The sequence below is a fragment of the Pseudolysinimonas sp. genome, from assembly GCF_051954455.1.
In the GTDB taxonomy this organism is placed as follows: domain Bacteria; phylum Actinomycetota; class Actinomycetes; order Actinomycetales; family Microbacteriaceae; genus Pseudolysinimonas.
On sequence record NZ_JBQCHS010000015.1, the window covers coordinates 115179 to 140745 of the forward strand.

Sequence of the window (25567 nt, forward strand, 5' to 3'; positions counted from 1 at the left end):
GTCACACGGCGCGGAACGCGTGCGCCTCGACGACGAGAGGTTGCCAGTCGCCGTCGGGCGGGATCCGCACCCACTCCCGCATCGTCCGGTCGCGGATGGTCATCGGGTCGCCCTCACCGGCGTCGACGAGCCCGCGCACGCGTTCCTCCGGCAGCTTGACCACGAGCGCGCCGTCCGCACCGTCGAGCCGCTCGCCGACGATCACGTCGAGCCGAGCTCGACCGACCGACTGCCGTTCACCGTCCACAGGCTCATGGTGCACGCACCGCCCGCCATCCGGAAGCGGGCGGCTGCGGGGGGCCGGCTCAGAACATCGTGTTGCCGTTCGCCGCCTGGTCGGGCACCTCCTGGATCACGTCCCAGTGCTCCACGATCCGGTTGTCGGCGACGCGCCAGATATCGGCCACCGCGAGCCCGCGGCGCTCGGGCGACAGCGTGATCCTGCTGTGGGTCCAGACGTACTCGCCATCGGTGATGGTGCGCTTGACCTCGAGGCGCAACTGCGGGAACTGCCCGCGCATCGTGCGCACGTAGGCGATGAACGCCGCGGCTCCGTCGGGGGCGCCGGGGTTGTGCTGGACGTAGCTCTCCCCGAGCGCGGCCTCGGCGGCGGCTTCGGGCTGACCGTCGTTGAAGGCGCGTGTGTAGAACGCGACGACGAGGTCGGTAGGATCGAGGGCGGGCAATGTCGGCCTTTCGCAAGCGGTCGGATCGCCTCGAGGCTAGGTCGACCGCGCCCCGGCGGACAGTGACGCGAGCGTCAGGGTCCGTTACGAACCGGCCAGGTCGTCCGACGCCTCTCCGGGTGTGGACGGGCGACGGCGGAACGTGCGGCGGTACACCGAGGGCGCGACGCCGAGCGCGGACCCGAGGTGATTGCGCAGCGACGTGGCGGTGGCGTAGCCGACGTGCGCTGCGACGGCATCGACCCCCATGTCGGTGGACTCCAGCAGGGCCCGGGCGGCGAGCAGTCGCTGTTGCGTCAGCCACCGGCGCGGCGCGACCCCGGTCTCCGCGGTGAAGCGGCGCACGAAGGTGCGCTCGCTCATGTGCGCGTGCCGAGCCAGAGTCGCCACGGTCAGCATCTCCCCGAGCCGGTCCATCGCCCAGGCGCGAGTGGCGGAGGTCGAGCTGTCGGCGAGGGCGGCGACCGGGCGCTCGATGTACTGCGCCTGACCGCCGTCGCGGTGGGGCGCGACGACGCAGCGGCGTGCCGCGCGGGCGGCCGCGGCGGCCCCGTGGTCCTGGCGGAGCAGGTGAAGGCAGAGGTCGATGCCGGACGCCGCACCCGCCGACGTCACGACGTGCTCGTCACCGACGTAGAGCACGTTCTCGTCCACGTCGACATGGGGGTACCAGGTCGCGAAGAGCGGCGCGCACTGCCAGTGGGTGGTGGCGCGCCGGGTGTCGAGGAGACCGGCCGCGGCCAGCGTGAAGCCGCCGGTGCAGATGGATGCCATGCGCGTCCCCGGCCGGACGCGGGCGAGAGCCGCCGCCACCACCGGCGACAGCTCGCGGCGCAACCGGGTGGGGTCGACGGGCGCGACGATCACGGTGTCGGCGGTCTCGAGGGCCTCGGGTCCGTGCTCGGGCGCGACGGAGAAGCCCGCATTGGTGCGGATCGGCCCACCGTCGGGCGTGCACAGGAGCACCTCGTACGGCTCGTCCGCGGCGCCGAAGATGCGGGCGGGGATCCCGAGCTCGAACGGATACGCGCCGTCCTGGGCGAGAACGACGACGCGATGGGGGGCTGCGGCGGACATGGCGTGATCGTAATGGAAGGTGACATTCTCGTCAGCAGCGCTGCGGTCGGTGGGCGGTTAGCGTCGCGACCGTGGAGACCATGCGCGCGATGCTCGTGACCGATACCGGCGAGACGGGAGTGCTCGAAGAGCGGTGGATCGAGCGGCCGACGCCGGGCATCGGCGAAGTACGGGTGCGCGTCGCGGCGGCCGGTGTCAACCCGGTCGACGTGGGGGTGCGCCGGGGGTCGCCGCTCGGTCGCCCCGTGCCGTTCGTGCCGGGGTGGGACGTGTCCGGGGTCGTCGACGCCGTCGGACCCGGAGTGACGATCCATCGCCCCGGCGATCCGGTCTTCGGGATGCTCCCCTTCCCGCGCGGGATGGGGGCGTACGCGGAGTACGCGGTCGCCCCGGCCCGCGCGCTCGTCCGCAAGCCCGAGCGGCTCACGCACGTCCAGGCGGCGGCGCTTCCGCTCGCCGGCCTCACCGCGTGGCAGAGCCTGGTCGACACCGCGGGCGTCGGAGCCGACTCGCGAGTGGCCATCACCGCGGCTGCCGGCGGGGTGGGGCACCTGGCCGTGCAGATCGCCGTCGCGCGCGGAGCCGAGGTGGTCGCCGTCGCATCCGCGCATCACGCCGAGTACCTGCGGGCGCTCGGCGTGAGCCGGCTCATCGACGCGCGTTCGGCCGACTTCGCGACGGAGCTGCGCGACCTCGACGCCGTGCTGGACTGCGTCGGGGGCGACTACCCGTTGCGGGCGATCCCCACGCTCAGCCCGGGGGGCACGCTGGTGACCCTCGCGCCGCAGTCGGTGGCGGCCGCTTCCGCCGCGGCGGCTGAGCGAGGCGTACGAGCGGTCGGACTCTTCGTGGAGTCGGACGGTGAGGGCATGCGACGGCTCGCCGCCCTCTCCGACTCGGGGGAGCTCGTCCCCACCATCGCCGCGGAACGGCCGCTCGCCGACGCCGCCGCCGCCCAGCTGGCGCCGCACGGCTCGGGCAAGGTCGTGCTCACGGTCGACTGACGGCCGCCCGTCGGGTCCGCCGGTCCTGTTGGCGACTTCCCAGGAAAAATAACGAACGGATAACTAGACACCGTTACCCGACCGTTATATCTTTCAAGAGCGTTAGTTGTTTGCTGTGGCAGCTACCGCGGAATGTGATTGCAGGACACTCTTGGTGCAAGGGAGAGGGCCGGTCGCTTGCCTCTGCGACCGGCCCTCAATCATTTAAGTCGGCGGACTTCCTTAGGGTGATCGTGTGACCGATCGCACCGAGGCCGTCGACGCGTGGGAGGCGCTCTACCGGGCGCAGGTCACGGTCCTCCGCCGCCTCCGCACCGTGTTCCCGGACGACGACATCTCGGTCAGCGAGTACGACGTCCTGTTCAACCTGTCGCGGATGCCGGGGCACGCCGCGCGCATCCGCGACCTCAACCGGCGGCTGCTGCTCACCCAGCCGAGCGTGAGCCGCCTGCTCGACCGGATCGCGGCCCGCGGCTTCGTCACGAAGAGCGACGACCCCCGCGACGCCCGCGGCACGATCGTGACCCTGACGGAAGCCGGCTACGAGATCTTCCGTCGGGTCGGCAGCCGCCACGCGGCCGCGATCGCCGAGATCATGACCTCGTCCCTCGACCAGGACGAGCTGCGCGAGCTGGCGCGACTCACCGACAAGCTGCGGCACGGGGTCGACCCGCTGTGACCGCCCCGGCCCTGGCCTGGCTGCGCGACGACCTGCGCATCGCCGACAACCCGGCGCTCCGCGCGGCGGTCGACCACGGCGGTCCGGTCGTCGTGCTGTACCTGTTCGACGAGGAGAGCCCCGGCATCCGCCCGCTCGGCGGCGCGACCCGCTGGTGGCTGCACCACAGCCTGGCCGCGCTCGCCGACGACCTCTCGGGGCGCGGCGGGCGGCTCGTGCTGCGCCGCGGCCCCGCGGAGAAGATCGTGCCCGCCGTCGTGCGCGAGACCGGCGCCGACGCCGTCTTCTGGAACCGTCGGTACGGCGCCAGCCGCGAGATCGACGCGCGGCTCAAGGAGCGCCTCCGCGGCGACGACATCGAGGTGGCGAGCTTCGCCGCCAACCTCCTGGTCGAGCCGTGGACCGTCCAGACCGAGCAGGGGCGGCCGTTCCAGGTCTTCACGCCGTTCTGGCGCGCGGCGCAGCAGCAGCCGGTCCGGGAGCTCGTGCCCGCCCCGCGCGAGCTGACCTCGCCGCAACACGTCGACTCCGACGACCTCGACGACTGGGGCCTGCTGCCGACGCACCCGGATTGGGCCGGCGGCCTCCGCGAGCGGTGGGAACCGGGCGAGCACGCCGCCCATCGTCGCCTGGAGCACTTCGTCCGCGAGGTGCTCGCCGACTACCACGAGCGCGATCTGCCGGCGCAGGAGGCGACCTCCCACCTCAGCCCGCGCCTGCGGTTCGGCGAGTTGAGCCCCGTGCAGATCTGGCATCGAGCCCACGGCGAACTCACCGCGGCGGCGCGCAAGAACGCGGGCCGGTTCCTCAGCGAGGTCGGCTGGCGCGAGTTCGACTGGAGCATCCTCTACAACAACACCGGGCTCGCCCATCGCAACTTCCGCGAGGAGTTCGACGCGTTCCCGTGGGAGCACCCGCGGAAGGCCGACCTCGAGGCGTGGCAGCAGGGGCGGACCGGGATCCCGCTCGTCGACGCCGGCATGCGCGAGCTGTGGACCACCGGCTACATGCACAACCGCGTGCGGATGGTGACGGCGAGCTTCCTCATCAAGAACCTGCTCATCGACTGGCGGATCGGCGAGAAGTGGTTCTGGGACACGCTCGTCGACGCCGACGAGGCCAACAACCCCGCGAACTGGCAGTGGGTCGCGGGGTCGGGCGCCGACGCGGCTCCCTACTTCCGGGTTTTCAACCCGGAGCTGCAGGCCGAGAAGTTCGACCCGCACCGCGAATACATCCGGCAGTGGGTGCCCGAGATCGACGGCGACGAGTACCCGGAGCCGATCGTCGACCTGAAGCAGTCGCGCGCCGAGGCGCTCGCGGCGTTCGAGCACGTCAAGGCGGCGCGCACGACCCGCTGAACGGATCGGTCGCGGGTCAGAACGGGGGCCGGCCGCCGTACATCTGGATCGCCTGCGCCGCGACGAGGATGCCCGCCTCCGCCGCGCGCACGAGGTCGCGCTGGGACCGCCAGCTGTTGAGGAAGCCGGCGGCCATCGCGTCCCCCGCGCCCGTGGGGTCGACCATGCGCGCCGCCGGCACCGACACCTCGTGCGGCGCCGCGTCGCGTGCGGCGACGAGGACGCTCCGCGGGCCCTGCGTCACCACGGCCATCCCGTGGCGGTCGGCGAGCAGCCGCGCCGCCGCCGGCGCGTCGGACGTGCCTGCGAGCAGCGTCGCCTCGTCGGCGTTCGCGACCATGAGGTCCACCTCCGCGGTCTCCGCGACGAAGGCATCGGCGCCGTAGTCGGCGATGTAGCCCGCCGAGCCCGGATTCATCGAGACCAGGATGCCGCGGTCGTGCGCCCGCGCGATCAGCCGCGCCATCCCGGCCGCGCGCGGCCCGTCGATGAGGTTGTAGCCCGTGAGGTGGAGGTACCCGGCCGCGTCGAGGAGAGCGTCGGTGACCTGGTCGTCGCCGAGCGCCCGGTTCGCTCCGCGATCGGTGAGCATCGTGCGCCGGTCGCCCTCGACCACGATCACGATCGTGGAGGTCTCGAGCCCCGTCGCGACGTGCAGGTGCGGCACGACCCCCTGACCGCGCAGCCACTCGACGTGGTTCGCGACGTCGAGCCGGCCCGCGCAGGCCACGAGGTCGACGGGCGCACCGAGGACGCCGAGCCACGCCGCCGTGTTGGCCGCGGATCCGCCGGGGGTGTGCCGGATGTGCGAGGAGGTGTCGGTGTCGGCCCGGATCTCGCCGCGCGGCGCGACCACGACGTCGTTCGCGAGGTCGCCGAAGCAGACGATCCGCTCGCCCGGTGCGGACCCGCTCACCGCCGGTCGGCCCAGGCGGTCGCGATGTCGGCGGCGACCCGGACGTTGTGGCGGGCGAGCGCGAGGTTCACCTCGAGGCTGCGGCCGTCGGAGAGCTCGACGATCCGGCCGAGCAGGAACGGCGTCACCGCCTTGCCCCGGAGGCCCGCCGCCTCGGCCTCGCCGAGCGCCTGCGCGAGCACGCGGTCGTGCTCGGCGGGCTCCCACTCGTCCTCGGCGGGCACCGGGTTCGCGACGACGATGCCGGTGCTCGAACCCGAAGCGTCGCGGGCGGCCATGATCGCGGCGACCTCGGCGCCCGACTCCACGCCCCAGTCGAGGTCGTGCCCGGAGTCGCGCAGCCAGAACGCGGGGAAGCGGGTGGTGCCGTACCCGACCACCGGCACGCTGAGGGTCTCGAGCCGCTCCAACGTCGCGGCGATGTCGAGGACGCTCTTGACCCCGGCGCTCACCACCGTGATCGGCGTGACCGCGAGCGTCGGGATGTCGGCCGACTCGTCGAAGGTCTCCGCCGCGCCGCGGTGCACGCCGCCGAGGCCGCCGGTGGCGAACACCCGGACGCCGGCCCGGGCGGCCAGATGCGCGGTGGCGGCGACCGTGGTCGCGCCGGAGGCGCCGCGCGCGGCGAGGATGGGGAGGTCACGGACGCTGGCCTTCACGAGGTCGTCCTCCGCGATCCGGCGCACGCCCTCGGCGTCGAGGCCGACGTGCGGGACCCCGTCGAGCACCGCGACCGTCGCGGGTACGACGCCCCGGTCGCGCAGGAGCTGCTCGAACTCCCGCGCCGCCTCGTGGTTGCGGGGGCGCGGGAGCCCGTGCGAGATGATCGTGGACTCGAGAGCGACGACGGGCCGCCCGGCGGCGAGCGCGTCGGCGACCTCGGGGGACACGGAGAGGGAATCGGGGGACATCGTGGACAACGCTATCCCGGCTCCCGGTCTCGCTACGACCCCGCGGTGGCCCGAGTCCGGGTGGCAACCGGCTCCGCGTCCGGGCCCGTCACCGTGGCCGCCGCGCCCGCCGACCGACGCGCCGTGTTGCTCGCGGGCGCCGCATCCGGCACCACCTTGCGCGGGTTGAACGTGCCCTTCGGGTCGGTCGCCTCGAAGAGCCCGCGCATGACCGCGACGCCCTGGGGCGAGATGTCCTGCTCGATCCACGGCGAGTGCTCGACGCCCACTCCGTGGTGGTGCGAGATCGACCCGCCGTTGTCGACGAACGCCTGCTGGATCGCGCGCTTCACGGTGTCGTACTCGCCGATCGGGTCGTCGCCGAAGACGAACGCGAACGTGAAGTACAGGCACGCCCCGGAGTGGTACGAGTGCGACATGTGGGCCATGATCCAGCCCTGGATGCCGATCTCGTCGAACGCCTGATCGGCCGCCTTCCGCACCGCGTCGTAGAGCGGGATGACCTGCGACCACGGCATCGCCGACTCCGACACATCGCCTGCGGCGCCCATGTCGAGCAGGAAGTCGCGCAGGTACGGGGTGTCGAACTTCTTCTGGTCGTAGAGCACGCCCGGGCCGGCGCCGACGCCCATCCCGCCGTGCTTCTTCACGATCGCCTCGACGAGCTTCTTCTGGCGCTTGGCGTAGGCGGTGTCGCCCTCGTAGGCGATGAACGAGATGCAGATCTCGTCGAGGTTCCAGCCCTTGCGGCGCATGAGCGCCGGGAGCACGGTCTCGGCCGTGAACTTCGAGAAGCCGTGCCGCTCCTTGCTCGTGGCGAGGGTGAACTCGGTCTCACGGGCGTCCGAGACGCGCGTGATCGACGGGTGCACGTCGGAGGCGGCGAGCTCCTGCATCGTCTCGATGCCGGTGCGCCAGTTGGGGAAGAAGTAGGCGTAGACGTCGCGCTTCTCGGGCAGCCGGTGGACCTGCACGGTGACCTCGGTGATGACGCCGAGGCGTCCCTCGCTGCCGAGGATCATCTCGCGCACGCTCGGCCCGTTGGAGGCCGAGGGGATGCCGCGGATGACGAGGGTGCCGTCCGTGCCCGTGCCGTCGACGCTCGGCCGCACGACCCGGAGGCCGCGGGCGATGTCGGCGATGTCGCCGTACTTGTCCGACTGCATGCCGGAGCTGCGGGTCGCGACCCAGCCGCCGAGCGTCGAGTGGGTGAAGGAGTCGGGGAAGTGCCCGAGGGTCCAGCCCTTCGCGCCCAGCTGCTCCTCCATGTCGGGGCCCTGCACGCCGGCCTGGATGCGGGCGAGGCCCGACGTCTCGTCGATGGAGACGAGCCTGTTGAGGCGTCCGAGGTCGAGGGAGATGACGGCGCGCGTCTCGTCCTTCATCGGCTCGAGGCTGCCGGCGATGTTGCTGCCGCCGCCGAACGGGATGATGACGGCGTCGGCCGCGACCGCCGCGTCGACGACCGCCTGGACCTCCTGCTCGTCGTCCGGGTAGACCACGACGTCGACGTAGCGCTCGACCGCGTCGGCGCGGATGCGCACGAGGTCGCGGAGGCTCTTGCCGTAGGTGTGGACGACGCGCTCCATCGGGGCGATGGTCGCGTCGTCGTCGCCGACGATGCCCTTGAGGGTCGCCAGCAGGTCGTCGGAGACGACCGGCCCGGCGATGGACAGGTCCTCGAAGACGGGCTTCTCGACGGGGCTGGCGGTGTGGAGGTCGAGGCCGATGGCCTTCATCACGATGGGCGCGAAGCCCGGCTTGTCCTGCCAGTGGAAGCCGACGCCCTCGACGCCCCACCCCCACCACTTCATGTGCTTGACGTCGCTCATGTGGCCGCTCCTCCGGATCCGGTCCCAGCCTTGTCGTCCGGCGGCGTCGCGCCTCCGGCCGAATTCTCCGAAGCGAGGATACGCGGGCCGTGCGCCTCGACCATCCCCTCGACGACGTCGTGCACGCGGGTCATGAACGTGACCGCGTTCTCGTCCGGACCGGGCGTCATGGGGTCGCCGAACACGACGCCGACCGGCAGCCGTCCGGGCTTCGGCCAGCTCGATCCGCTCGGATGCGCCTCGCCGGCGCCGACGAGCGCGACGGGGACGATCGGCACGCCGACCGAGATCGCGAGCGCTGCGGCGCCCGGCTTGAAGGGGTGCATCTTGAGGTCCTTGGAGCGCCCGCCCTCCGGGAAGACGAGCAGCGGGACCCCGCGCTGCAGCAGCTCCTTGGCGCTCACCCGGCGGGGGTGGTTGCCGGTGCGGTCGACCGGGAAGGCGTTGAAGAAGAGGGCTGTCAGGCCGCGCCGCCACCACACGTCGAAGAAGTAGTCGGCGGCCGCGCCCGCCGCGAGGTAGCGCGACATCTTGCGCGGGAGCGAGCCGAGGATGAGCGGGGCGTCGAGGTGCGAGGAGTGGTTGGCGACGACGATGAAGGCGCCGTTGGTCTTCTTGAGCTTCTCGCGCCCGTGGATCTGCACGGTCACCACCGACCAGACGACCGGCTTCAGGAGCAGGTGCTGCGCCACGAACCGGGCGGCCGCATGGCCCTTGGAGTTGAACCGATCGCGGGGGGGCTTCTTCGCCGCGTCGTCGCCGGTCATGGGGTAACCGTATCGCGCCGGCGTAGCGCGATCCGGCGGGAGATCGCCCGCATCGCCGCGCTCGGCAGATGTCGGGTGAACCAGGTGAGCACTTGGAACCGAACACTCGGTATGGACAGGACCTTGCCCCTCTCGGCGTCGCGCAGACAGCGGTCGACGAGGTATTCGGCGTCGAGCCAGAGGAAGTTCGGGATGCTCGACGAGCGCAGGTCGGCGCGCTGATGGAACTCGGTGTGCACCCATCCGGGTTCGAGGTTCGTGACCGTGACGCCGCTGCCGTGCAGCTCGTTGGCCAGCACCTCGGAGAACGTGTTGACCCACGCCTTGGTCGCCGAGTAGGCGTTCATCGAGGTGCGGCCGGAGACGCTGCCGACGTTCACGATCGTCCCGTGGCCGCGGGCGCGCATCGCCTCGCCCGCCGCCGACGCCAGGACGAAGACGGCGCGGATCATGACGTCGAACGCGCGGTCGTGCTCGGCGACGTCCGCGCCGAGGATGCGCGTGCGCAGGCCGAAGCCGGCGTTGTTGACGAGGACCTCGACCGGGCGCTCGGCGTCGCGCAGCCGGGCGGCGACGCGGGCGGTCGCCTCGTCGTCGGCGAGGTCCGCGACGATCGTCTCGACCTCGCGGCCGAGCGACCGCAGCTCGGCCGCCATGGACTCGAGCGGCCCCTCGGAGCGCGCCACGAGCACGAGATCGTGCCCGCGGCGAGCGAGGGCGCGCGCGAACGCGGCACCGATGCCGGAGGTGCCGCCGGTGACGAGCGCGATGCCCCCTGCGATGGCCATATGGCTTACGATACGGTGCAAGCGCGCGCGGTTCCGGGACACCGATGAACCCCCGCTCCGGCCAGGAAGGGCCTGCTCCGATGACCCCCCAGCACTCCGACGCTCCGAGCGCCACGCTCGCGTCGGCGACCCCGGAGACCCGCACGATGGACGACTCCTTCGACATCCGTGAGTTCGCGCGGACCGCCCGCGGCAACCACCGCGCGGAGCTCGATCTGAGCGGGGTGCACGAGCTGCCGCTCGACGCCGTCCGGCTCACCCGGACCCTCCGCGACCTCGAGCGCACCACCATGCACCGCATGCGCAACGTGCTCGTGACCGCGACCCACAAGGACGCGCGGGTGACCGCGTTCCTCACCACCTGGGCGTTCGAGAAGTTCTGGCTCGCCGACGCGCTCGACGCCGTGCTCGACGCGGCCGAGGAGGAGCGCGCCGCCACCGAGTTCACGGCGCCGCCGCGCACCACGCTGAGCGAGCGCGTCGAGCGGCGCGGCCCGGTGAAGCGCGCGATCGCCGCGAACATCGCCGGCCCCGCGCTCGTCGACGCGCACATCACCACCCAGCTCGTCGACGAGTGGATCGGGCAGATCGCCTACCGCAAGCTCGGCGAACTGGCGGCGGCGCTCGGCTCCGTCGTGGAGATGGTCCTCGACGTCAAGTCGCGCCACATCGCCTTCTTCGCCGAGGAGGCGCAGCGCCGCCTCGCGTCCTCGCGCAAGGGTCGCCGACTCACCCGCAGGGAGCTGAGCCGGATGGCGTGGCCCGTCGGAGCGACCGAGCTGGCCGGTGACGAGCGCGACGCGTTCGAGCGCATCGTCTTCGGCGGCGGCGAGGGTCAGGCGGCCGTCAACCGCATCGGAGCGCTCATCGCGTCCCTGCCCGGCATGCAGCCCGTCGCACCCGTGGTGGCGGCGAGGCTCGCTCCGTGACCCCGAAGCGCGCATCCACCGACCTCGGTTCCGCGCACGTCCTGCTGACGGGCGCCACCGGGTTCGTCGGCCAGGCCATCCTCGAGCGCCTGCTGGCCGATCACCCGGGCACCACGATCTCGCTGCTCATCCGCGGCAAGGGCTCCGCCGGCGGGGCCGACCGCCTCCGCACCCTGCTCCGCAAGCCCGTCTTCTCGACCTGGCGCGAGCGGGTCGGCCAGGAGGCCGTCGACGCGGCGGTCGCCGAGCGCGTCCGCGTGATCGACGGCTCGCTCTCGCGGGTCCCCGAGCTGCCGACGGACCTCGACCTGGTCATCCACTCCGCGGCGTCGGTCTCGTTCGACCCGCCGATCGACCAGGCGTTCGACACCAACGTCGGCGGCGCCATGAACCTCTACGAGGCGCTGCTCGCGACGGGCGGCGACCCGCACGTCGTCCATGTCTCGACCTGTTACGTCGGGGGGCTCCGCAAGGGCGTGCAGCCCGAGGCGAGTCTCAAGCACAACGTCGACTGGCGTGCCGAGTACGCCGCGGCCCGCGCCGCGCGCGAGGAGGTCGAGCTCGAATCGCGCCGCCCGGAGCGGCTCCGCGCGATGCTCGAGAAGGCGCGCGATCAGCACGGCAAGCAGGGCCCGCAGGCCGTGTCGAAGGCGACGGAGGCCGCCCGCGTCGAGTGGGTCGAGGCGCAGCTCGTCGACGCCGGCCGCACCCGCGCCGAGTCGCTCGGCTGGACCGACGTCTACACCCTGACCAAGGCGAGCGCGGAGCGTGCCGCGGAGGAGCTGTGGGCCGCCAACGGCCATCGGCTCTCGATCGTGCGACCGACCATCATCGAGTCCGCGATTCAGCATCCGTTCCCGGGGTGGATCGACGGCTTCAAGGTCGCCGACCCGCTGATCATCGCCTACGGGCGCGGTCAGCTGCCCGAGTTCCCGGGCCTGCCCGACTCGATCCTCGACCTGATCCCGGTCGACTACGTCGTCAACACCGTCCTCGCGGCGGCGGCGAACCCCGACAAGGCGAAGGCGCAGTACTTCCACGTGAGCTCGGGCGCCTCCAATCCGCTCCCGTTCCACCGGATGTTCGAGAACGTCAACCGCTACTTCCTCGAGCACCCGATGCCGAAGCCGGGCGAGCCGGGGGAGATCCGCGTGCCGACCTGGAAGTTCCCGGGCGGGCGCAAGGTCGAGCGCGGGATCGTCCGCCGCGAGAAGGCGGCGGTCCGCGCAGCGGCGCTCCTGCGCCGCCTGCCGCAGACGCCGGCCATCCGTGAGAACCTCGCGAAGCTGGAGTCCGGCGCGCACGACCTCGAGACCCTGCGCAACTTCGCTCAGCTCTACCGGGCGTACACGCAGACCGAGATCATCTTCGACGACAGCAACACACGCGCCCTCAACGACGCGATCCCGAAGACGAAGCGCGCCGACCGCGGCTTCGACGTGCCGGGCATCGACTGGGAGGACTACCTCCAGAACGTGCACTTCCCGGCGATCACCGGCATGACGCGCGCCTACTCGAAGCGGAAGCAGGGCCCCTCGACGCCGGCGTCGTCGAAGCCCCGCCGCGAGCTGCCGCAGCGCAGCGACGTCGTCGCGGTGTTCGACCTCGAGGGCACCGTCGTCGACTCGAACATCGTCCAGCAGTACCTGTGGGTGCGCTCCGCGGGCCTGCGCAAGGCGGCGTGGCCGGCGGAGTTCGCGCGGTTGCTCGCGTCCGCGCCGGGGTACCTGCGCACCGATCGCCGCGACCGGGGCGAGTTCATCCGGTCGTTCCTGCGGCGCTACGAGGGCATGCCGCTGGCGCGCCTCGAGCGGATCGTCCAGGGCGGCTACGGCGACACCCTCCGCCGGCACGTCAGCCCCGACGCGGTCGCGCGGATCAAGGCGCACCGCGACGCGGGCCACCGCACGGTTCTCGTCACGGGGTCCATCGGCCTGCTCGTCGAGCCCATCGCCGGCCTGGTGGACGAGGTCGTCGCGAGCGACATGCACGTGCGCGACGGGGTCCTCACCGGGTTCCTCGGTCGCCCGCCGCTCGTCGCCGAGGCGCGCGCCGCTTGGCTGCAGCGCTATGCCGACCAGAACGGGCTCGACCTCTCCGGTTCGTACGGATACGGCGACTCGCATGCCGACGTCGGCTGGCTGGAACTGCTCGGGCATCCGCACGCGGTCAACCCCGACACCCAACTGCAGCGCGAGGCGCAACGAAGACATTGGAGAATCGACAGCTGGAAGCGCAGCGCTCACTCACCGAAGCGTGATGAGATCGAGGCAGCGCCGACAGAACGACCCGAGCCCGAACGACAGGACGCCTAGATGGCCTTCGACATCGACAAGTACACGACGAACTCGCAGAGCGTCGCCTGGAGCGACCTCGACTTCGACGCGTTCGACACGGATCCGCTTCCCGCGCAGACGCTGCGCACGATCCGGTACATGGCCGATGTGGAATATCACACCGTCTGCTACCTCCGCGATCTGCTGACCACCCCGTCGCACAAGGAGCCGGAGATCGGCGCCTTCATGACGATGTGGAACCGCGAGGAGTTCTGGCACGGCGAGGCCCTCGCCGCGGTGCTCAACAAGCACGGGATGACGCTCGACTTCGACGAGCTGAAGGCGAACCGCGTCAAGCTCGGCTGGAAGGACCGCCTCGACCCGATCAAGCAGTCGCTCATGGGCGGGCTGGTCGGTCACGACTTCGTCGCCGTGCACATGGCCTGGGGAGCCGTCAACGAGTGGTCGGCGAACGCCGCCTACCTGCGCCTCGCCAAGCAGCAGAACCACCCCGTGCTCGGCGAGCTGCTGAAGCGGATCGCGGCGCAGGAGACGAAGCACGTCGCGTTCTACGCCTCGCAGGCGCGCGCGCGCCTCGCCGACTCCAAGAAGGCGCAGGTCATCGCGCGCTTCGCCCTCAACAAGTTCTGGAAGCCGGTCGGCTCGGGCATCAGCCCCGACTCCGAGGTCGAGCACGTCATGCGTCAGATGTTCTCGGGGCCCGAGGGCCGCAAGCTCATCCAGGACGTGGACTCGCACATCGCGAAGCTGCCCGGCATGTCGGGGCTCAGGATCGTGGAGAACTCGCTCGAGCGCTTCCACATCTCCGCGACTGAGGAGGCCCCGGTCGAGGAGCTCGTCGCCGCGTAGATCAGCTCGCGGATTCAGCTCGCCGGCAGCACGATCCGGAAGACCGCACCGCCCGGCGTGGAGTGCGCGCTGATCGTGCCGCCCAGTCGCTCCACCAGGCGGGCCGCGATCGACAGACCCAGCCCCGTTCCGACCGGCCGGACGTCGCGGTAGCGGTCGCGCAGGCGCCCGCGCTCGAAGGCGTGCTCGGCGTCGTCGGGGGTGAGACCCGGCCCCCCGTCGGCGACCTCGAGGACCGCGGCGCCGCCGTCCGTCCTCCCGGCGCGGAGCACGATGCGCGACCCCGCGGGGCTCACCCGCAGGGCGTTCTCGAGCAGTCCGTCGACGACCTGCCGTGCCCGCGCCGGATCCGTGCGGGCGGTCACCGGGCCGACCGCGTCCACGTCGATCTCCACGTGCCCGGATGCGGCCCGGGCGAGCCACGCGGCCGCCGCCTCGCGGAGGACCGCGCCGAGCTCGACGTCGACCGGCTGCACCGGGAAGTCCTCCGCCTCCAACCGGGCGAGTGCGAGCAGGTCGTCGGTGAAGGCGGTCAGTCGGGTGGACTCGGCCTCGAGCGTCCGACCGACCTCGGGCAGCTGCTCGGGCGGCACGACCCCGTCGCGCAGCGCCTCGGCGTAGCCGCGGATCGCGGTGAGCGGGGTGCGGAGCTCGTGCGAGATCGAGAGCAGGAACTCGCGCTGCCGCCCCTCGGAGTGCGCGAGCGCCCGGTCGAGCGAGCCGAGCGCCGACTCGACGTCGGCGACCTCGTCGATGGGGCTGGGGTCCAGAGGCACGTTGCGCTCCCCCGATGCGAGCCGCCGCGCCGCGCCGGCGAGGCGCACCAGGGGTCGCGACAGGGCGCGCGAGGCGATGACCGCCACGATCAGGGCGACGACGAATCCGATCGCGAGCGCGAGCAGGACGCGCGCCAGTACGGTCGGCGTGAGGGTGCGGGCCGTCGCGATGTCCTGCGCCGCCACGATGCCGCCGCCCTGCTTGGTCGGCCGCCCCTCGACGGCGTAGGTCTGACCGCCCCGTCGTACGGTCGTCGACACGTCGTCGCCGGCGCGGAGCTTCGTCGCGATCCGCGGGAGGACGACGAACGATGCGGAGCCCGTGATCGCCCCGCTCCTGCCGACACGTGCGACGACGACACCGGGATCGTCGAGCTGCGAGAGCCCGTCGATCGCGGCGTTGCGAGCGGTCGGCGAGGCGGCGACCAGTCGCTCGACCTGGGCGACGAGCTGGGCGCGCGCCGCCGAGTCGTCGACGCTCCGCACGAGCGTGAGCGCGGCGATCGCCGTGACCACGACCGCGACGAGCGCCACCACGACGGTCGCGACGAGGAGCCGCCGACGGATCGGCCCCCTCACGCGGTGTCCTCGATCGCGTAGCCGACGCCGCGCACCGTGCGGATCGGATCGGGGTGTCCGAGCTTCGCCCGCAGCTGGGCGATGTGCACGTCGACGGTGCGGGTGCCGCTGTAGTCGGCCATCCCCCACACCGCCGAGAGGAGCTGCTCGCGGGTGAACACCTGACCGGGGCGGGAGAGCAGGTGCGCGAGGAGGTCGAACTCGGTGGTGGTGAGCTCCACCGGCTCGCCGTCGGCCCGCACCCGGCGCGTGCCCTCGTCCAGCTCGATGCGGCCGGCCCGGCGGACGGTCGCCGCGGCGGGCGCCGCCGATCGGCGCACGAGCCCCTTGACCCGGGCGACCAGCTCGCGCGGTGAGAAGGGCTTCGTCACGTAGTCGTCGGCACCCAACTCGAGCCCGACGATCCGGTCGACCTCGCCGTCGTGCGCCGTGACGAACACGACCGGCACCCAGTCGCCGTCGGCACGGAGGCGTCGGACGACCTCGAGGCCGTCCAAGCCGGGCAGCCCGATGTCGACGAGCACCACGACCGGCGAGAGCCGGCGGATGTCGGCCAGGCCCGCGTGCCCGTCGGTCGCGACGTGCACGCCGAACCCCGCCTGTTGCAGGTACAGGCGCTCCATCTCGGCGATCGCGCGCTCGTCCTCGAGCACGACGACGAGGCCGCGGTCGGCGTTCACCCGCTCACCGTACCCGCGGCCCCGCCGGGGTTCACTTCGTGGTCGGCTTCAGACCCTGGTGGATCGCCTTCGCGTCCTGCGCGGCCTGCTTCACCGCGGCGAGCGCGGCCTTCGCCTTGTCGTGCAGCCCGGTCATCGCGGAGTGGTTCGCGTTGAAGTCCGCCGGGGTCACGGCGAGCGCCGCGGCCGCGAGACCGTCGGTGTCGGAGGAGGCGGTCTTCAGCTGCGCGTTGAGGTCGTCGAGCTTGGCCTGCAGGTCGGAGTTGCCCGACACCCTGGTCGCGAGCTTCGAGGAGACCTGCTGGAGCCGCGGGATGGCGGTTCCGGTGAGCCGGTCGGCCGCCGCGGTGATGCGCGCCTGCGGGAGCGCCACGACGTACACGCGGTAGGTCTCGTAGATGCTGCGGTAGTCCGTGCGCGCCGTCGACACGCTCGTGTCGGCCGCGATCTTGGTCGCGAGGGTCTTCATGCCGGTCACGTCGGCGTTGAGTGTCGCGAGCACCGTGCTCTGGTCGCTCGAGCTGATGCCCTTCGCGGACGTGATCTTGGAGATCTCCGCGGTGAGCGAAGCGATCCGCTTCGAGGTGGCCGCGGCTCCCTTCGCCTGGATGTCGGAGAGGGAGGCGGCGGCGTGCGTCGCGGTAGGAGCGGGGCTCGGCGAGCCGTCGGCGAACGCCGGCGTCGCGACGCCGGCCAGCAACGCGCCGGCCACGAGGGGCGCGGCGATCAGGAGAGGTGTCTTCATGGCGACGACTCTCCGCCGCGCGCGTCGCGCCCCGATCAGGCTCGTGTTCGGGGAGCGTAAACCGTCAGGAGACGGAGATGACCTTCGGGTCGTCGCCGCCGTCCTCGTCCTCGACCGCCTCGTCGCGGTCCGCGTCCTTCGTCATCTCGCGGTCCGCGGTGCCCTGGCCGGTGAGGCTGTTGTCGACGTCGTCGGACATGCCGCTGTCGACCTCGTCCCACGTCTGGGCCGATTCGGACTGGTTGCCGCTCGCGTTGCTCGCCATGCCTCCAGTGTGCCGTGCCGCGGCGCTCCCGGCGAACGGACTCGGCCCGTGCTCAGGGGCGGCCGCTCAGCGGCGAGCTCCCGCCGGGGACCGGGTCGAGGAGCGCGGGACGAGCGAGGTCGGGAGCTCCAGCCGCGCCGCCGTCGCGCGCTGCCGCTCCGAGCGGGCGACGAGGAGCGCCCGCAGCGCCGCGGCGCCCATGTCCGTGATCGGCTGCCGCACCGTCGTCAACGGGGGAGAGGCCCACTGCGCCTCGGGGACGTCGTCGAAGCCGACCACGCTGAGATCCTCCGGGATGTGGATGCCGAGCTCGGCCGCGGCGTCGTACACGCCGAGCGCCATGAGGTCGGAGCAGGCGAACACCGCCGTCGGGCGATGCGGGCCGGCGAAGAGGGCGCGGGCCTCGGCGCGAGCCGTGGCGCGATCCCAGCCGCCGAAGACGATGCGCGCTGCGGCCCCGTCGAGCGCCGTGCGGAATCCCTCGACCCGGGCGGTGCTGTAGCGGTGCCGCCGCGCGCCCGCGACGATGCCGAAGTCGCGGTGACCGAGGGCGAGGAGGTGCTCCGCCGCCACCCGACCCCCCTCGCGATTGGTGACGCCGACCGTCGGGATGTGGCTCGGCGCCGGGCTCATGGGGTCGACGAGGACGACGGCGATGCCGGCCCGGGTGAGGGCGGCGAGCTCGGCGGGGGCCGGATCGACGAGCATGATGACCGCGCCCTCCGAGGGACGGCGGAGGAGTCGGGCGACCCACTCGCGCCCCGGCCGCGCGATCGTGAGCACGACGTCGACCCCCGCGTCGGTCGCGGCCTCCTCGACGCCGGACAGCACACCGTTCGCCCAGGTGCCCTCGACGTTGCTGATGACGAGATCCACGAGCGGCGCGAGCGGAGTGGACCGCGAGGTCGCCCGATCCTGGGGGAGGTAGCCGAGCGCGTGGGCTGCGTCGAGCACGCGGCGGCGCATCGCGGTCGAGACGTCGGTGCGCCCGCGGAGCACCTTGGACACGGTCGGCACGCTGGTGCCCACGCGCGCGGCGATGTCGGAGAGGGTCACGGCCTTCCGCGGTGAGGACACGAGCCGACCGTACCGCGGGAGTTGCGCAAACTTCGATCCGCGTCCCGCGATCCGCGTCCGAAGCAGTGTCAGCATGACGGCAGCTTCTTCACCGTCGAAGGGACCCCGTGAACGACACCCGCCTCCTCACCCGCCGCTCGGTGCTCGCCGGATCGGCGGCCCTCGGCCTCGCCGCCGCTCTCGCGGCCTGCTCCGGGTCGGGCGCGGGCTCGGGCAAGCCGCTCAAATTCTGGAACATGCCGTGGGGCGGGGTGAGCTTCAACCCGCTCGACAAGAAGATCAGCCAGGCGTACCGGCCCGCCCACGGGCTGCCTCCGGTGACCTACCAAGCGGTGCAGTGGGCGAACTTCGTCGCCACCTTCGCGTCGGCCATCGCCTCGAAGACCGGTCCGGCCGTGAGCAGCGGCAGCGGCACCCAGGCGTTCCAGTTCGCCGAGCAGGGCCAGATCGCCTACGCCGACGACCTGCTCGACTCCTGGAAGAAGAACGGCCTCCACGACGACTTCCTGCCGGGGCTCCTCGACACCATGAAGACCCCCAAGGGCTATGTGGCGGTGCCCTACAACCTCGACATGCGCGCGCTCTGGCTGAGCGCACCCCTGCTGCAGAAGGCGGGCGTCCAGGCGCCGACCGACTGGCAGTCCTACCTCGACGCGTGCGAGGCGCTCAAGAAGATCGGCGCCTACGGGTTCGGAATCTCCGCCGGGCCACAGGGCAACGGGTTCCAGGTGCTGGTGGGGCTGCTCATCAACAACGGCGGCGGCCTCTTCGACGAGGAGCAGAAGCCCCGCTGCGTCACGGATGAGAACGTGCAGGCCCTGGAGTTCGTGGTCGAGATGATCCGCAAGGGGTACGTGGACCCGGGCAGCGTGGGCTACTCGACCGACAACGCGCAGGCGCAGTGGAAGGCCGGCAAGTTCGCGATGGGGTTCGAGGGGCCGGGGCTCGCCTCGAACCTCGGCGGCACCTTCACCAAGGACATCGTGATCGGCGACCCGCTCACGGGGGCGACCGGCAAGAAGGGGGCGCTCTTCTTCCCCAACAACATCATGATGTACACGAACACCCCCAGCCAGAAGGGCTCCGAGGCGTTCCTGACGTACTACTACAAGAACATGGCGCCGCTCTGGACGCAGCACACCGGGATCGGGCTGCCGGTGCTGCGGTCGATCGCCGAGACGCCGGAGTTCAAGTCCGATCCCAACGCGGCGAAGCTGATCTCGGACTGGCAGCCGATCTGCAAGACCTGGGCGGCGCCGGGCGGCGATGCGCTCTTCGCGAACGTGACCATCGTCGACAGCACCACCCCCATGACCGACTGGGCGCAGAACGTCCTCTCGCTCAAGGAGACGCCGAAGGAGTCGCTGCAGACCCTGCAGACCCGGCTCGAGGGTGCGCTCAAGAAGTAGGGGCACCCCGCTCTAGGGTCGTCGCATGGCCCGACGCCGGTTCCGCGCCCGCGATGCGGTGGGACGCGGAGCGCGGACGCTCCTCCTGGTCGTGCTCACGGCCGTCGTCCTGATCCCCGTCGCCGCCGTCGTCGGGCGCACCACGCCGTCCGCGGTCGGCACTGCGCTCGACGGCCCCGGGACGACGTGGCTCGGCAACTCGCTGACGGTCGCGCTCGCGACGACGGCGGCCTCCCTCGCGATCGGCGCGCCGGCCGGCTACGTGGTCTCCCGCGCGCGCGGCCGATGGGTCTCCGGCTACGCGCTGCTGCTCTTCGGCGCCCAGTCCCTGCCGATCGTGGTGGTCGTGGTGCCGCTCTTCATCCTCATCGCGGGCGCGGGGCTGGCGGACTCGCTCGCCGGCATCGAGATCGTCTACGTGGGGTCGACGGTCGCCGTCGCGGCCTGGATGTCGGCCGCCGTGATCGACGAGGTGCCGATCGAGCTCGAGGAGGCCGCCTGGATCGACGGCTGCAGGGTCGCCGCGGGATTCGCGCGGATCGTCCTCCGCGCGGCGGCGCCGGGACTCGTGCCGGTGGCGATCTTCGTGTTCCTGCAGGCGTGGAACGAGTACATGGTCGCCGTCACATTCCTGCGCTCCGACGAGGTGCTGACGCTCGGCGTCGCCATCGCGGGGTCGGGCTCGACGGCGCTCGCGACGGTGATGATGGTGCCTCCTGTGGTGCTCGCGATGGTTCTGGTGGTGGCCACGCGAGGGCGCGGTCTGGTCGCGGGGACGGGACCGCGGGTCCGCGCGCGAAGCTGATCCGAGACATGATCCGGAGAACCGGCCGCCGGCGCGCGTCGCGTCGGGCCGCGGCGATCGTCGCGGTCCTCATCGCGCCGCTGCGGGCTTCGCGCTCGCGCGGTCGAGCCGTCAGTCGCGGTCGTGGTGCTCCTCCCGGAACTCGTGGTCGGTGTCGCACTGCTGCGTCGAGCCCGCACCGCCGTCGGGCGCTGACCCGGCCGGGTCAGCCCACGCGATCGCGTAGCGGAAGCAGCACGGTGAGCTCGAATCCGCCGTCCGAGGTGGCCGCGCCGTGGAAGGTGCCCCCGAGCAGCTCGGCCCGCTCCCGGATGCCGATGAACCCGTGACCGCTTCCCGGGATGCGCCCCGCGGACTGCGTCGGCGGCCCATTCCGCAGACGCAGCGTGAGGATCCCCTCCGCCGTCGACATCGCGATCTCGGCGGAGGCGCCGGGGGCGTGCTTGCGGATGTTGGTGAGCCCCTCCTGCACGACGCGGAACAGGGCGCGCTGGACCGGCACGGGCAGATCCACGGGGAGGTCCGTCGTCAGGCGGGCGTCGACACCGCTGTCGTGCACGAGCTGCGGCAGCTGCGACAGGTCGGGCTGCGGCGCGATCTGGCCGGCGGCGGGAGCTGCGACGCGCAGCACGTCCAGCATCTGACGGAGCTCGTCGAGGGTCCGACGCGCGAGGTCGCGCAGCGTGACCGCGGCGTTCCGCGTGGTCGCATCGGGCGCCGAAACCTGCAGCGCCCCGGCCTGCACCGCGATGAGGCTCACCTGGTGGGAGACGACGTCGTGCATCTCGCGCGCCAGGCGGGCGCGTTCCTCGGCACGCGTCTGCTCGACAACGGCGTTCCGCTCGGATTCGCGGAGCCGGATCAGCTCGTCGAGCCGCGACGCGAGCGAGCGCCGGGCCTGGACGAGCTGCCCGAGCGCGACGGGGGTGATCCCGAACATGATCGAGTAGATGGCGCCGTAGACCAACGGGAGCCGGAGCGTGTAATCCCAGGGCGCCAACCACAGCACGATGACGGCGGCCGACGGGAGCGCGAGCACCCACCGCCGTCGCACGGTCCCCTGAGCGACGGTGAACAGGGCGAGGAGGGCCGGGGTCAGGACGCCGGGGTCCGTGACCGCCGGGAGGGTGAAGACGAGCGCGACCCAGGGCACCCGGTGCCGCAACGGGACCGCGGCGATGGCGGCGATCCCGAGCACCATGGCGAGGACCGGATCGGAGAGATCCCCGAGGGCCAGCTCCACAGCGGCCGCCGCCATGAAGACCACGTCGACCAGCATGGGCAGCATCCACGGGCGCATCACGGTCGGTCCGGTCGCGCTCGGGCTCCGGCCGCCCGCTGGGCGATGAGGGCGGCCTGCACCCGGCCCGAGACGCCGAGCTTCAACAGCACCGCGCTGACGTGGTCCTTGACGGTCGCGGGACTCAGGTGCAGGGCCCGCGCGATCTCGGCGTTCGTGAGGCCCTCTCCCACCGCCGCGAGCACGTCGCGCTCCCGCGGCGTCAGGGCCGACAGGTCCGGCGCCGCCTCGGTCACCTCGCGCCGACGCTCGACCAACCGGCCGCTGACGAGCGGCGACAGCACGATCCCTCCTCCCGCGACCGCCCGGACCATCGCGTGCAGCTGGTCGGGGTCGGTGTCCTTGAGGAGGAAGCCGGAGGCGCCTTCGTCGAGCGCGGTCATGACGTACTCGTCCGCGTCGAAGGTCGTGAGCATGAGGAAGGCCGGCGGAGCCGGCGCCCGGCGCGCCTGGCGGAGCACCGCCAGACCGTCCACGCCGGGCATGCGGATGTCGAGGAGCACGACGTCCGGCTGCGTCTCGGCGATCAGCGCGAGGGCCCCGATGCCGTCGCTGGTCCCGACGACGTCGATCCCCTCCGCGGCGTCGAGGATGAGACTGAACCCGGACCGCACGAGGGCCTCGTCGTCGACGATCGCGACCCGGACCGCGGCGGGGTTCAGCACCATCGGCTCACCGTAACGCCGTGTGCGCTCCTCACGCGCGGGCCAGCTGCCGGAGCACGCCCCGCGACGCCCACAGCGCCGCGCCGATCGAGACGTCGGGCAGGTAGCTGCGCACGACCGCCGTCATGGTCACGGGCATCGCGCCCTCCCCCGGGAAGGCCAGCAGCACGGGCTCGTAGACCGGGTCGAAACGTCCCTTGAACGCCGCGAGCGACCGGAAACCGTAGAGCGGCTCCACCAGCCGGCCGAGCCGCGAGATCCAGCGGTCGACGCGCCGGGTCGTGACCGATGACTCGAGGGGCGAGACCGAGAGGCTGATGCGGTCCAGTCCCGCGTCCCGAGCGCGGAACGCCGTCTGCGCGATGAGGAACTCGATCACCCCCGGCATCGCCTCCCCGCCGCGTCGCATGACGTCGAGGGTGTAGCCGACGAGGGCGTTCCCCTCCCAGATCGGCAGCCAGCTCGTCACCGCGTGCACCCGCTCGTCCGAGTCGACGGCCAGCATGAGCCGGACCTCCGGGTCGTGCAGCTGGTCGACGCCGCCGAGCGTGAATCCCATCTCGGGCAGGGCGCGCGACGCCGTCCAGGCCTCCGAGACCCGGCGCACCTCGGCCCAGAGGTGCGGCGACAGCTCGGAGGGCGCCAGCCACCGGGCCTCGATGCCCTCGCGCTCGGCGCGGTTCACGGCCGTGCGGACGTTCTGCTTGCGCTTGCCGCTCAGCGAGAAGCCGGGCAGCCGCACGGTCGCCTCACTGCCGACGGACACGGTCCGCCAGCGGAGCTCGTCGAAGACCGGCTGCAGACGACTCGGAGCGCTGTAGAAGGCAGGGCTCCACCCGCGGTCCTCGCACCAGCGCGAGAACCGCGCGATCGCCCCCGCCTCGTCGGCGGCCGGACCGACCGGCTGGCCCAGCGCGAGGGCGACCCGACCGACCGTGCGGTACGCGATGGCGGTGGCGCCCGCGTCGTCCAGCCAGATGCGCCACCCCGGCCATGTGGCCATGTGCCCGAGGGTCCCTCCGCCGTAGAGCCGGAGCCGGGACCGCATCCCGGCGGCGGCGGCCGCGTCCTCGCCCGCCGGCACCACCGAGAGCACGGCCCGATGAGCGACCACGACGACCGCCGCCCAGAGGGCCAGGCCGCACCAGCGACCGACGACGCGGACGGTCGCGTCGAGCGTGACGGGCTCGAGGCCGAGCACGTTCAGGACGCCGGGAGGCAGGAACCGGGAGTTGACGCCCGCCAGGATCTCGTCGGGCTGCGCGCCGGCCGCCGCCGCGATGAGGGCGTACGCGGACACGGAGACGACGATCGCGCCTCCGATCGCGGCGAACGACCGGATCCCGATCCCCGGCGCCGCACGGACCTCGAAGTCGCGCAGCCGCAGGGCGATGACCGCGGCGAGTCCCAGCGGGACGACCGCGACCGCGAGCAGGGCGCCGTCGAACTCGACGTCCCCGAGGCTGCGCCACGCGAACCAGTGCTCGGCGATCGCGGGCACGATGTAGCCCCCGACGCCGACGGATCCGACGACGACATGCACTGCGATCGCCAGCAGGGCCCCGGCGCGGGTGCCCACGAGGAGCCCGTGGGCCGCCACGAGCATGAGGACCATCACCGCCACGTTCAGCACGCCCAGTCCCGAGGCGAGGGTGCCGGCGGTCCACGTCGGCTGCGCGACGAGGGCACCGCCGAGGAGGGACAGCACGCCCGGGTGCCGTGGGCCGAAGAACACGATGAGAGGGCCGACGGCCACGCCGACGGTCGCGAGCGCGAGCACGCGGCGCGCGAGGGCATGCCGCCCGCTCGGGCGCGGTGACCGCGCGAACCGGCCGCCCGCGGCCATGCCCGCGATCACGCCGACCGCGACCCCGGCCAGACGACCGATGTCGCGCGGGTCGCCCGAGTACAGCAGCACGGCCCCGACCACGATCGCAGCGGCCGCCGGGACCCACGACATCCGGCCGGAGCGGTCCCGCATCCCGACGGCGACGACCACGGCGAGCAGGGCCGGGGTCACGTCCGCGAACGCCTCGGATCGGACCTCGAGCGCTCCATCGGCCTGCAGCATCGCCCCGACGAGGGCGCTCACGAGACCGACCAGGGCGCCCACGACGCCGCCGACCGCCCAGACGAGAGCCGTGCGGCGCGAGCCGAGTCGCGGCTCCGCGAACGCGAGAGCCACCGCCGCGGCGACCACCGCCACGATCCATCCGCCGAGGGGGGCGGCGGTGAACGGGGCGAGGAGGAGACGCGACCACGCCGAGCCGTCGACCAGGCCGGCCGCGGTGATCCTCCACGCGTGCCCGGCTCCCGGCACGACGAGCCGAGCCGCGCCGAGCCCGATCATCGCCCCGACGATGAGGACGGCGACCGGGCGCCGTCGGATCGCCCCCGAGAGTCGATGCGGCAGCGAGACCCCCGCGGCGACCGCGGCGCTCACGCGACCCGCCCGCGGGGCGCGCCGGCGGGGTCGTCCGCCCCGGACCGGGCGAGATCGTCGATCCAGATGCCCAGATCCATCAGGGACCGGTGCAGCTCGCGGACCCGCTCGGGGTCGGCGGCGGCCCAGATCTGCACCGGGCCGTCGAGCGCGGCGATCTGCTCCGCGATCCGGTGCATCTCGCTGCCGTTCGGCCGGACGGGGCACCACGTCGCGTCGAGCGGCACGCCGTCGGCGTCGAGATAGTCCCCGGTGTCGGACCACACGCTGCGGACGAACGAGACCGCCTCGGCACCCGGCGCCGCGGTGCGGGCTCGCGCGGCGAGGAGCGGGAGGGTCGACTCCTCCGCGATCAGCACGTGCCGCCCAGGCACCGGCGGAAGGGGCTCGACGGTCGCGACGGCGAGGAGGCTCATCCTCCGGGACGGCCGCCCGGAGGAGAAGGGGACGCGCGCGGGGACGGGGTCCGCGTAGTCGAGCACCACCTCCGCCGACCGGCTCGTGCGCCGGCGGACGCGCGCGACGCCGGACATCTGCCGACCGTCCGGGGCGCGGAAGTCCATCAGTAGTGCGCCCGAGGAGGCGGGCAGCCTGCCGGGGTCGCAGGCGACGACCGCCCGACGGATCGCGGAGGTCACCTGCCAGGCGTCGACGACGCGCCCGGCCGTCGCATCGACGACGATCCTGGCTGCGTCCGGGAGCGGGACGACGCGTTCCTGTGGCATAC

At 72.6% G+C, this 25567-nt stretch carries 25 protein-coding genes; 8 read left to right on the forward strand and 17 right to left on the reverse strand.

Annotated features, from left to right (window positions below):
* Position 1 precedes the first annotated feature (1 nt).
* The 3 genes from ACTHM3_RS06920 to ACTHM3_RS06930 all read right to left on the reverse strand — a co-directional run bounded on the left by ACTHM3_RS06920 (position 2) and on the right by ACTHM3_RS06930 (position 1763).
* Positions 2-247, reverse strand: coding sequence for a hypothetical protein (locus ACTHM3_RS06920; protein WP_440405372.1), 246 nt, complete (start codon positions 245-247; stop codon positions 2-4).
* A gap of 58 nt (positions 248-305) precedes the next feature.
* Positions 306-686, reverse strand: a complete 381-nt coding sequence (locus ACTHM3_RS06925) for a nuclear transport factor 2 family protein (RefSeq protein ID WP_440405373.1) — start codon at positions 684-686, stop codon at positions 306-308.
* An 84-nt stretch (positions 687-770) separates the two neighbouring features.
* Positions 771-1763, reverse strand: coding sequence for a GlxA family transcriptional regulator (locus ACTHM3_RS06930; protein WP_440405374.1), 993 nt, complete (start codon positions 1761-1763; stop codon positions 771-773).
* An 80-nt stretch (positions 1764-1843) separates the two neighbouring features.
* On the opposite strand from ACTHM3_RS06930, the gene ACTHM3_RS06935 reads away from it, so the two are divergent.
* The 3 genes from ACTHM3_RS06935 (at position 1844) to ACTHM3_RS06945 (ending at position 4807) form a co-directional block, all read left to right on the forward strand.
* The gene (locus ACTHM3_RS06935) at positions 1844-2767 is read left to right on the forward strand and encodes an NADP-dependent oxidoreductase (RefSeq protein WP_440405472.1); all 924 of its coding nucleotides are present in this window, start codon (positions 1844-1846) and stop codon (positions 2765-2767) included.
* Positions 2768-3002: 235 nt separating this feature from the next.
* Positions 3003-3446 carry a MarR family winged helix-turn-helix transcriptional regulator gene (locus ACTHM3_RS06940; RefSeq protein ID WP_440405375.1) on the forward strand — a complete coding sequence of 148 codons (444 nt, stop codon included), beginning with the start codon at positions 3003-3005 and terminating at the stop codon, positions 3444-3446.
* The gene (locus ACTHM3_RS06945) at positions 3443-4807 is read left to right on the forward strand and encodes a cryptochrome/photolyase family protein (RefSeq protein ID WP_440405376.1); all 1365 of its coding nucleotides are present in this window, start codon (positions 3443-3445) and stop codon (positions 4805-4807) included. Before ACTHM3_RS06940 ends, ACTHM3_RS06945 begins: the two co-directional genes overlap by 4 nt.
* Before the next feature lie 16 nt (positions 4808-4823).
* On the opposite strand, the gene ACTHM3_RS06950 is transcribed toward ACTHM3_RS06945, so the two are convergent.
* Genes ACTHM3_RS06950 through ACTHM3_RS06970 form a run of 5 tightly spaced genes read right to left on the reverse strand, consistent with a single transcriptional unit; the run spans position 4824 to position 10021 of the window.
* Positions 4824-5723, reverse strand: a complete 900-nt coding sequence (locus tag ACTHM3_RS06950) for a carbohydrate kinase family protein (RefSeq protein WP_440405377.1) — start codon at positions 5721-5723, stop codon at positions 4824-4826.
* Positions 5720-6634, reverse strand: a complete 915-nt coding sequence (locus ACTHM3_RS06955; protein ID WP_440405378.1) for a pseudouridine-5'-phosphate glycosidase — start codon at positions 6632-6634, stop codon at positions 5720-5722. The genes ACTHM3_RS06950 and ACTHM3_RS06955 overlap by 4 nt, the downstream gene beginning before the upstream one ends.
* A gap of 32 nt (positions 6635-6666) precedes the next feature.
* Positions 6667-8466 carry an FAD-binding oxidoreductase gene (locus ACTHM3_RS06960; protein WP_440405379.1) on the reverse strand — a complete coding sequence of 600 codons (1800 nt, stop codon included), beginning with the start codon at positions 8464-8466 and terminating at the stop codon, positions 6667-6669.
* A complete protein-coding gene (locus ACTHM3_RS06965; protein ID WP_440405380.1) occupies positions 8463-9233 on the reverse strand; it encodes a lysophospholipid acyltransferase family protein in 771 nt (256 codons plus the stop codon). The genes ACTHM3_RS06960 and ACTHM3_RS06965 overlap by 4 nt, the downstream gene beginning before the upstream one ends.
* On the reverse strand, positions 9230-10021 hold the full coding sequence (locus tag ACTHM3_RS06970; RefSeq protein ID WP_440405381.1) for an SDR family NAD(P)-dependent oxidoreductase: 792 nt from the start codon (positions 10019-10021) through the stop codon (positions 9230-9232). Before ACTHM3_RS06970 ends, ACTHM3_RS06965 begins: the two co-directional genes overlap by 4 nt.
* 80 nt (positions 10022-10101) lie before the next feature.
* Between ACTHM3_RS06970 and ACTHM3_RS06975 the strand changes: the two genes are divergently transcribed.
* The 3 genes from ACTHM3_RS06975 to ACTHM3_RS06985 are packed head-to-tail and all read left to right on the forward strand — an operon-like array spanning position 10102 to position 14096.
* Positions 10102-10950 carry a hypothetical protein gene (locus ACTHM3_RS06975; protein ID WP_440405382.1) on the forward strand — a complete coding sequence of 283 codons (849 nt, stop codon included), beginning with the start codon at positions 10102-10104 and terminating at the stop codon, positions 10948-10950.
* Positions 10947-13265 carry an SDR family oxidoreductase gene (locus tag ACTHM3_RS06980; protein WP_440405383.1) on the forward strand — a complete coding sequence of 773 codons (2319 nt, stop codon included), beginning with the start codon at positions 10947-10949 and terminating at the stop codon, positions 13263-13265. Before ACTHM3_RS06975 ends, ACTHM3_RS06980 begins: the two co-directional genes overlap by 4 nt.
* The gene (locus ACTHM3_RS06985) at positions 13266-14096 is read left to right on the forward strand and encodes a ferritin-like domain-containing protein (protein ID WP_440405384.1); all 831 of its coding nucleotides are present in this window, start codon (positions 13266-13268) and stop codon (positions 14094-14096) included.
* A 14-nt stretch (positions 14097-14110) separates the two neighbouring features.
* Here ACTHM3_RS06985 and ACTHM3_RS06990 read toward each other — a convergent pair whose 3' ends face one another.
* The 5 genes from ACTHM3_RS06990 to ACTHM3_RS07010 form a co-directional block, all read right to left on the reverse strand.
* The gene (locus ACTHM3_RS06990) at positions 14111-15451 is read right to left on the reverse strand and encodes a HAMP domain-containing sensor histidine kinase (protein WP_440405385.1); all 1341 of its coding nucleotides are present in this window, start codon (positions 15449-15451) and stop codon (positions 14111-14113) included.
* On the reverse strand, positions 15448-16131 hold the full coding sequence (locus ACTHM3_RS06995) for a response regulator transcription factor (protein WP_440405386.1): 684 nt from the start codon (positions 16129-16131) through the stop codon (positions 15448-15450). Before ACTHM3_RS06995 ends, ACTHM3_RS06990 begins: the two co-directional genes overlap by 4 nt.
* Positions 16132-16162: 31 nt before the next feature.
* Complete coding sequence (locus ACTHM3_RS07000; protein WP_440405387.1) at positions 16163-16876, reverse strand: hypothetical protein; 714 nt, start codon at positions 16874-16876, stop codon at positions 16163-16165.
* Positions 16877-16940: 64 nt separating this feature from the next.
* Entirely contained in the window at positions 16941-17141 is a 201-nt protein-coding gene (locus tag ACTHM3_RS07005; RefSeq protein WP_440405388.1) for a hypothetical protein, read from the reverse strand.
* Positions 17142-17207: 66 nt separating this feature from the next.
* Entirely contained in the window at positions 17208-18218 is a 1011-nt protein-coding gene (locus tag ACTHM3_RS07010) for a LacI family DNA-binding transcriptional regulator (RefSeq protein WP_440405389.1), read from the reverse strand.
* Positions 18219-18325: 107 nt separating this feature from the next.
* On the opposite strand from ACTHM3_RS07010, the gene ACTHM3_RS07015 reads away from it, so the two are divergent.
* Positions 18326-19627, forward strand: a complete 1302-nt coding sequence (locus ACTHM3_RS07015) for an ABC transporter substrate-binding protein (protein ID WP_440405390.1) — start codon at positions 18326-18328, stop codon at positions 19625-19627.
* Positions 19628-19652: 25 nt separating this feature from the next.
* A complete protein-coding gene (locus ACTHM3_RS07020; RefSeq protein WP_440405391.1) occupies positions 19653-20432 on the forward strand; it encodes a carbohydrate ABC transporter permease in 780 nt (259 codons plus the stop codon).
* Between the two features lie 205 nt (positions 20433-20637).
* Here ACTHM3_RS07020 and ACTHM3_RS07025 read toward each other — a convergent pair whose 3' ends face one another.
* Genes ACTHM3_RS07025 through ACTHM3_RS07040 form a run of 4 tightly spaced genes read right to left on the reverse strand, consistent with a single transcriptional unit; the run spans position 20638 to position 25565 of the window.
* Positions 20638-21720 (reverse strand): sensor histidine kinase, encoded by a 1083-nt coding sequence (locus ACTHM3_RS07025; protein ID WP_440405392.1) that lies wholly within the window; start codon positions 21718-21720, stop codon positions 20638-20640.
* An 11-nt stretch (positions 21721-21731) separates the two neighbouring features.
* On the reverse strand, positions 21732-22400 hold the full coding sequence (locus ACTHM3_RS07030) for a response regulator (protein ID WP_440405393.1): 669 nt from the start codon (positions 22398-22400) through the stop codon (positions 21732-21734).
* A gap of 28 nt (positions 22401-22428) precedes the next feature.
* On the reverse strand, positions 22429-24840 hold the full coding sequence (locus ACTHM3_RS07035; RefSeq protein WP_440405394.1) for a bifunctional lysylphosphatidylglycerol flippase/synthetase MprF: 2412 nt from the start codon (positions 24838-24840) through the stop codon (positions 22429-22431).
* Positions 24837-25565, reverse strand: a complete 729-nt coding sequence (locus tag ACTHM3_RS07040) for a hypothetical protein (protein WP_440405395.1) — start codon at positions 25563-25565, stop codon at positions 24837-24839. The genes ACTHM3_RS07035 and ACTHM3_RS07040 overlap by 4 nt, the downstream gene beginning before the upstream one ends.
* Positions 25566-25567: the final 2 nt, after the last annotated feature.

Coding starts and splice junctions, on each gene's coding strand:
- ACTHM3_RS06930 (WP_440405374.1), bottom strand. CDS start 1,763: ATGTCCGCCGCAGCCCCCCATCGCGTCGTCGTTCTCGCCCAGGACGGC.
- ACTHM3_RS06935 (WP_440405472.1), top strand. CDS start 1,844: ATGCGCGCGATGCTCGTGACCGATACCGGCGAGACGGGAGTGCTCGAA.
- ACTHM3_RS06955 (WP_440405378.1), bottom strand. CDS start 6,634: ATGTCCCCCGATTCCCTCTCCGTGTCCCCCGAGGTCGCCGACGCGCTC.
- ACTHM3_RS06960 (WP_440405379.1), bottom strand. CDS start 8,466: ATGAGCGACGTCAAGCACATGAAGTGGTGGGGGTGGGGCGTCGAGGGC.
- ACTHM3_RS06965 (WP_440405380.1), bottom strand. CDS start 9,233: ATGACCGGCGACGACGCGGCGAAGAAGCCCCCCCGCGATCGGTTCAAC.
- ACTHM3_RS06970 (WP_440405381.1), bottom strand. CDS start 10,021: ATGGCCATCGCAGGGGGCATCGCGCTCGTCACCGGCGGCACCTCCGGC.
- ACTHM3_RS06975 (WP_440405382.1), top strand. CDS start 10,102: ATGACCCCCCAGCACTCCGACGCTCCGAGCGCCACGCTCGCGTCGGCG.
- ACTHM3_RS06985 (WP_440405384.1), top strand. CDS start 13,266: ATGGCCTTCGACATCGACAAGTACACGACGAACTCGCAGAGCGTCGCC.
- ACTHM3_RS07000 (WP_440405387.1), bottom strand. CDS start 16,876: ATGAAGACACCTCTCCTGATCGCCGCGCCCCTCGTGGCCGGCGCGTTG.
- ACTHM3_RS07005 (WP_440405388.1), bottom strand. CDS start 17,141: ATGGCGAGCAACGCGAGCGGCAACCAGTCCGAATCGGCCCAGACGTGG.
- ACTHM3_RS07020 (WP_440405391.1), top strand. CDS start 19,653: ATGGCCCGACGCCGGTTCCGCGCCCGCGATGCGGTGGGACGCGGAGCG.
- ACTHM3_RS07025 (WP_440405392.1), bottom strand. CDS start 21,720: ATGCTGCCCATGCTGGTCGACGTGGTCTTCATGGCGGCGGCCGCTGTG.
- ACTHM3_RS07030 (WP_440405393.1), bottom strand. CDS start 22,400: ATGGTGCTGAACCCCGCCGCGGTCCGGGTCGCGATCGTCGACGACGAG.
- ACTHM3_RS07040 (WP_440405395.1), bottom strand. CDS start 25,565: ATGCCACAGGAACGCGTCGTCCCGCTCCCGGACGCAGCCAGGATCGTC.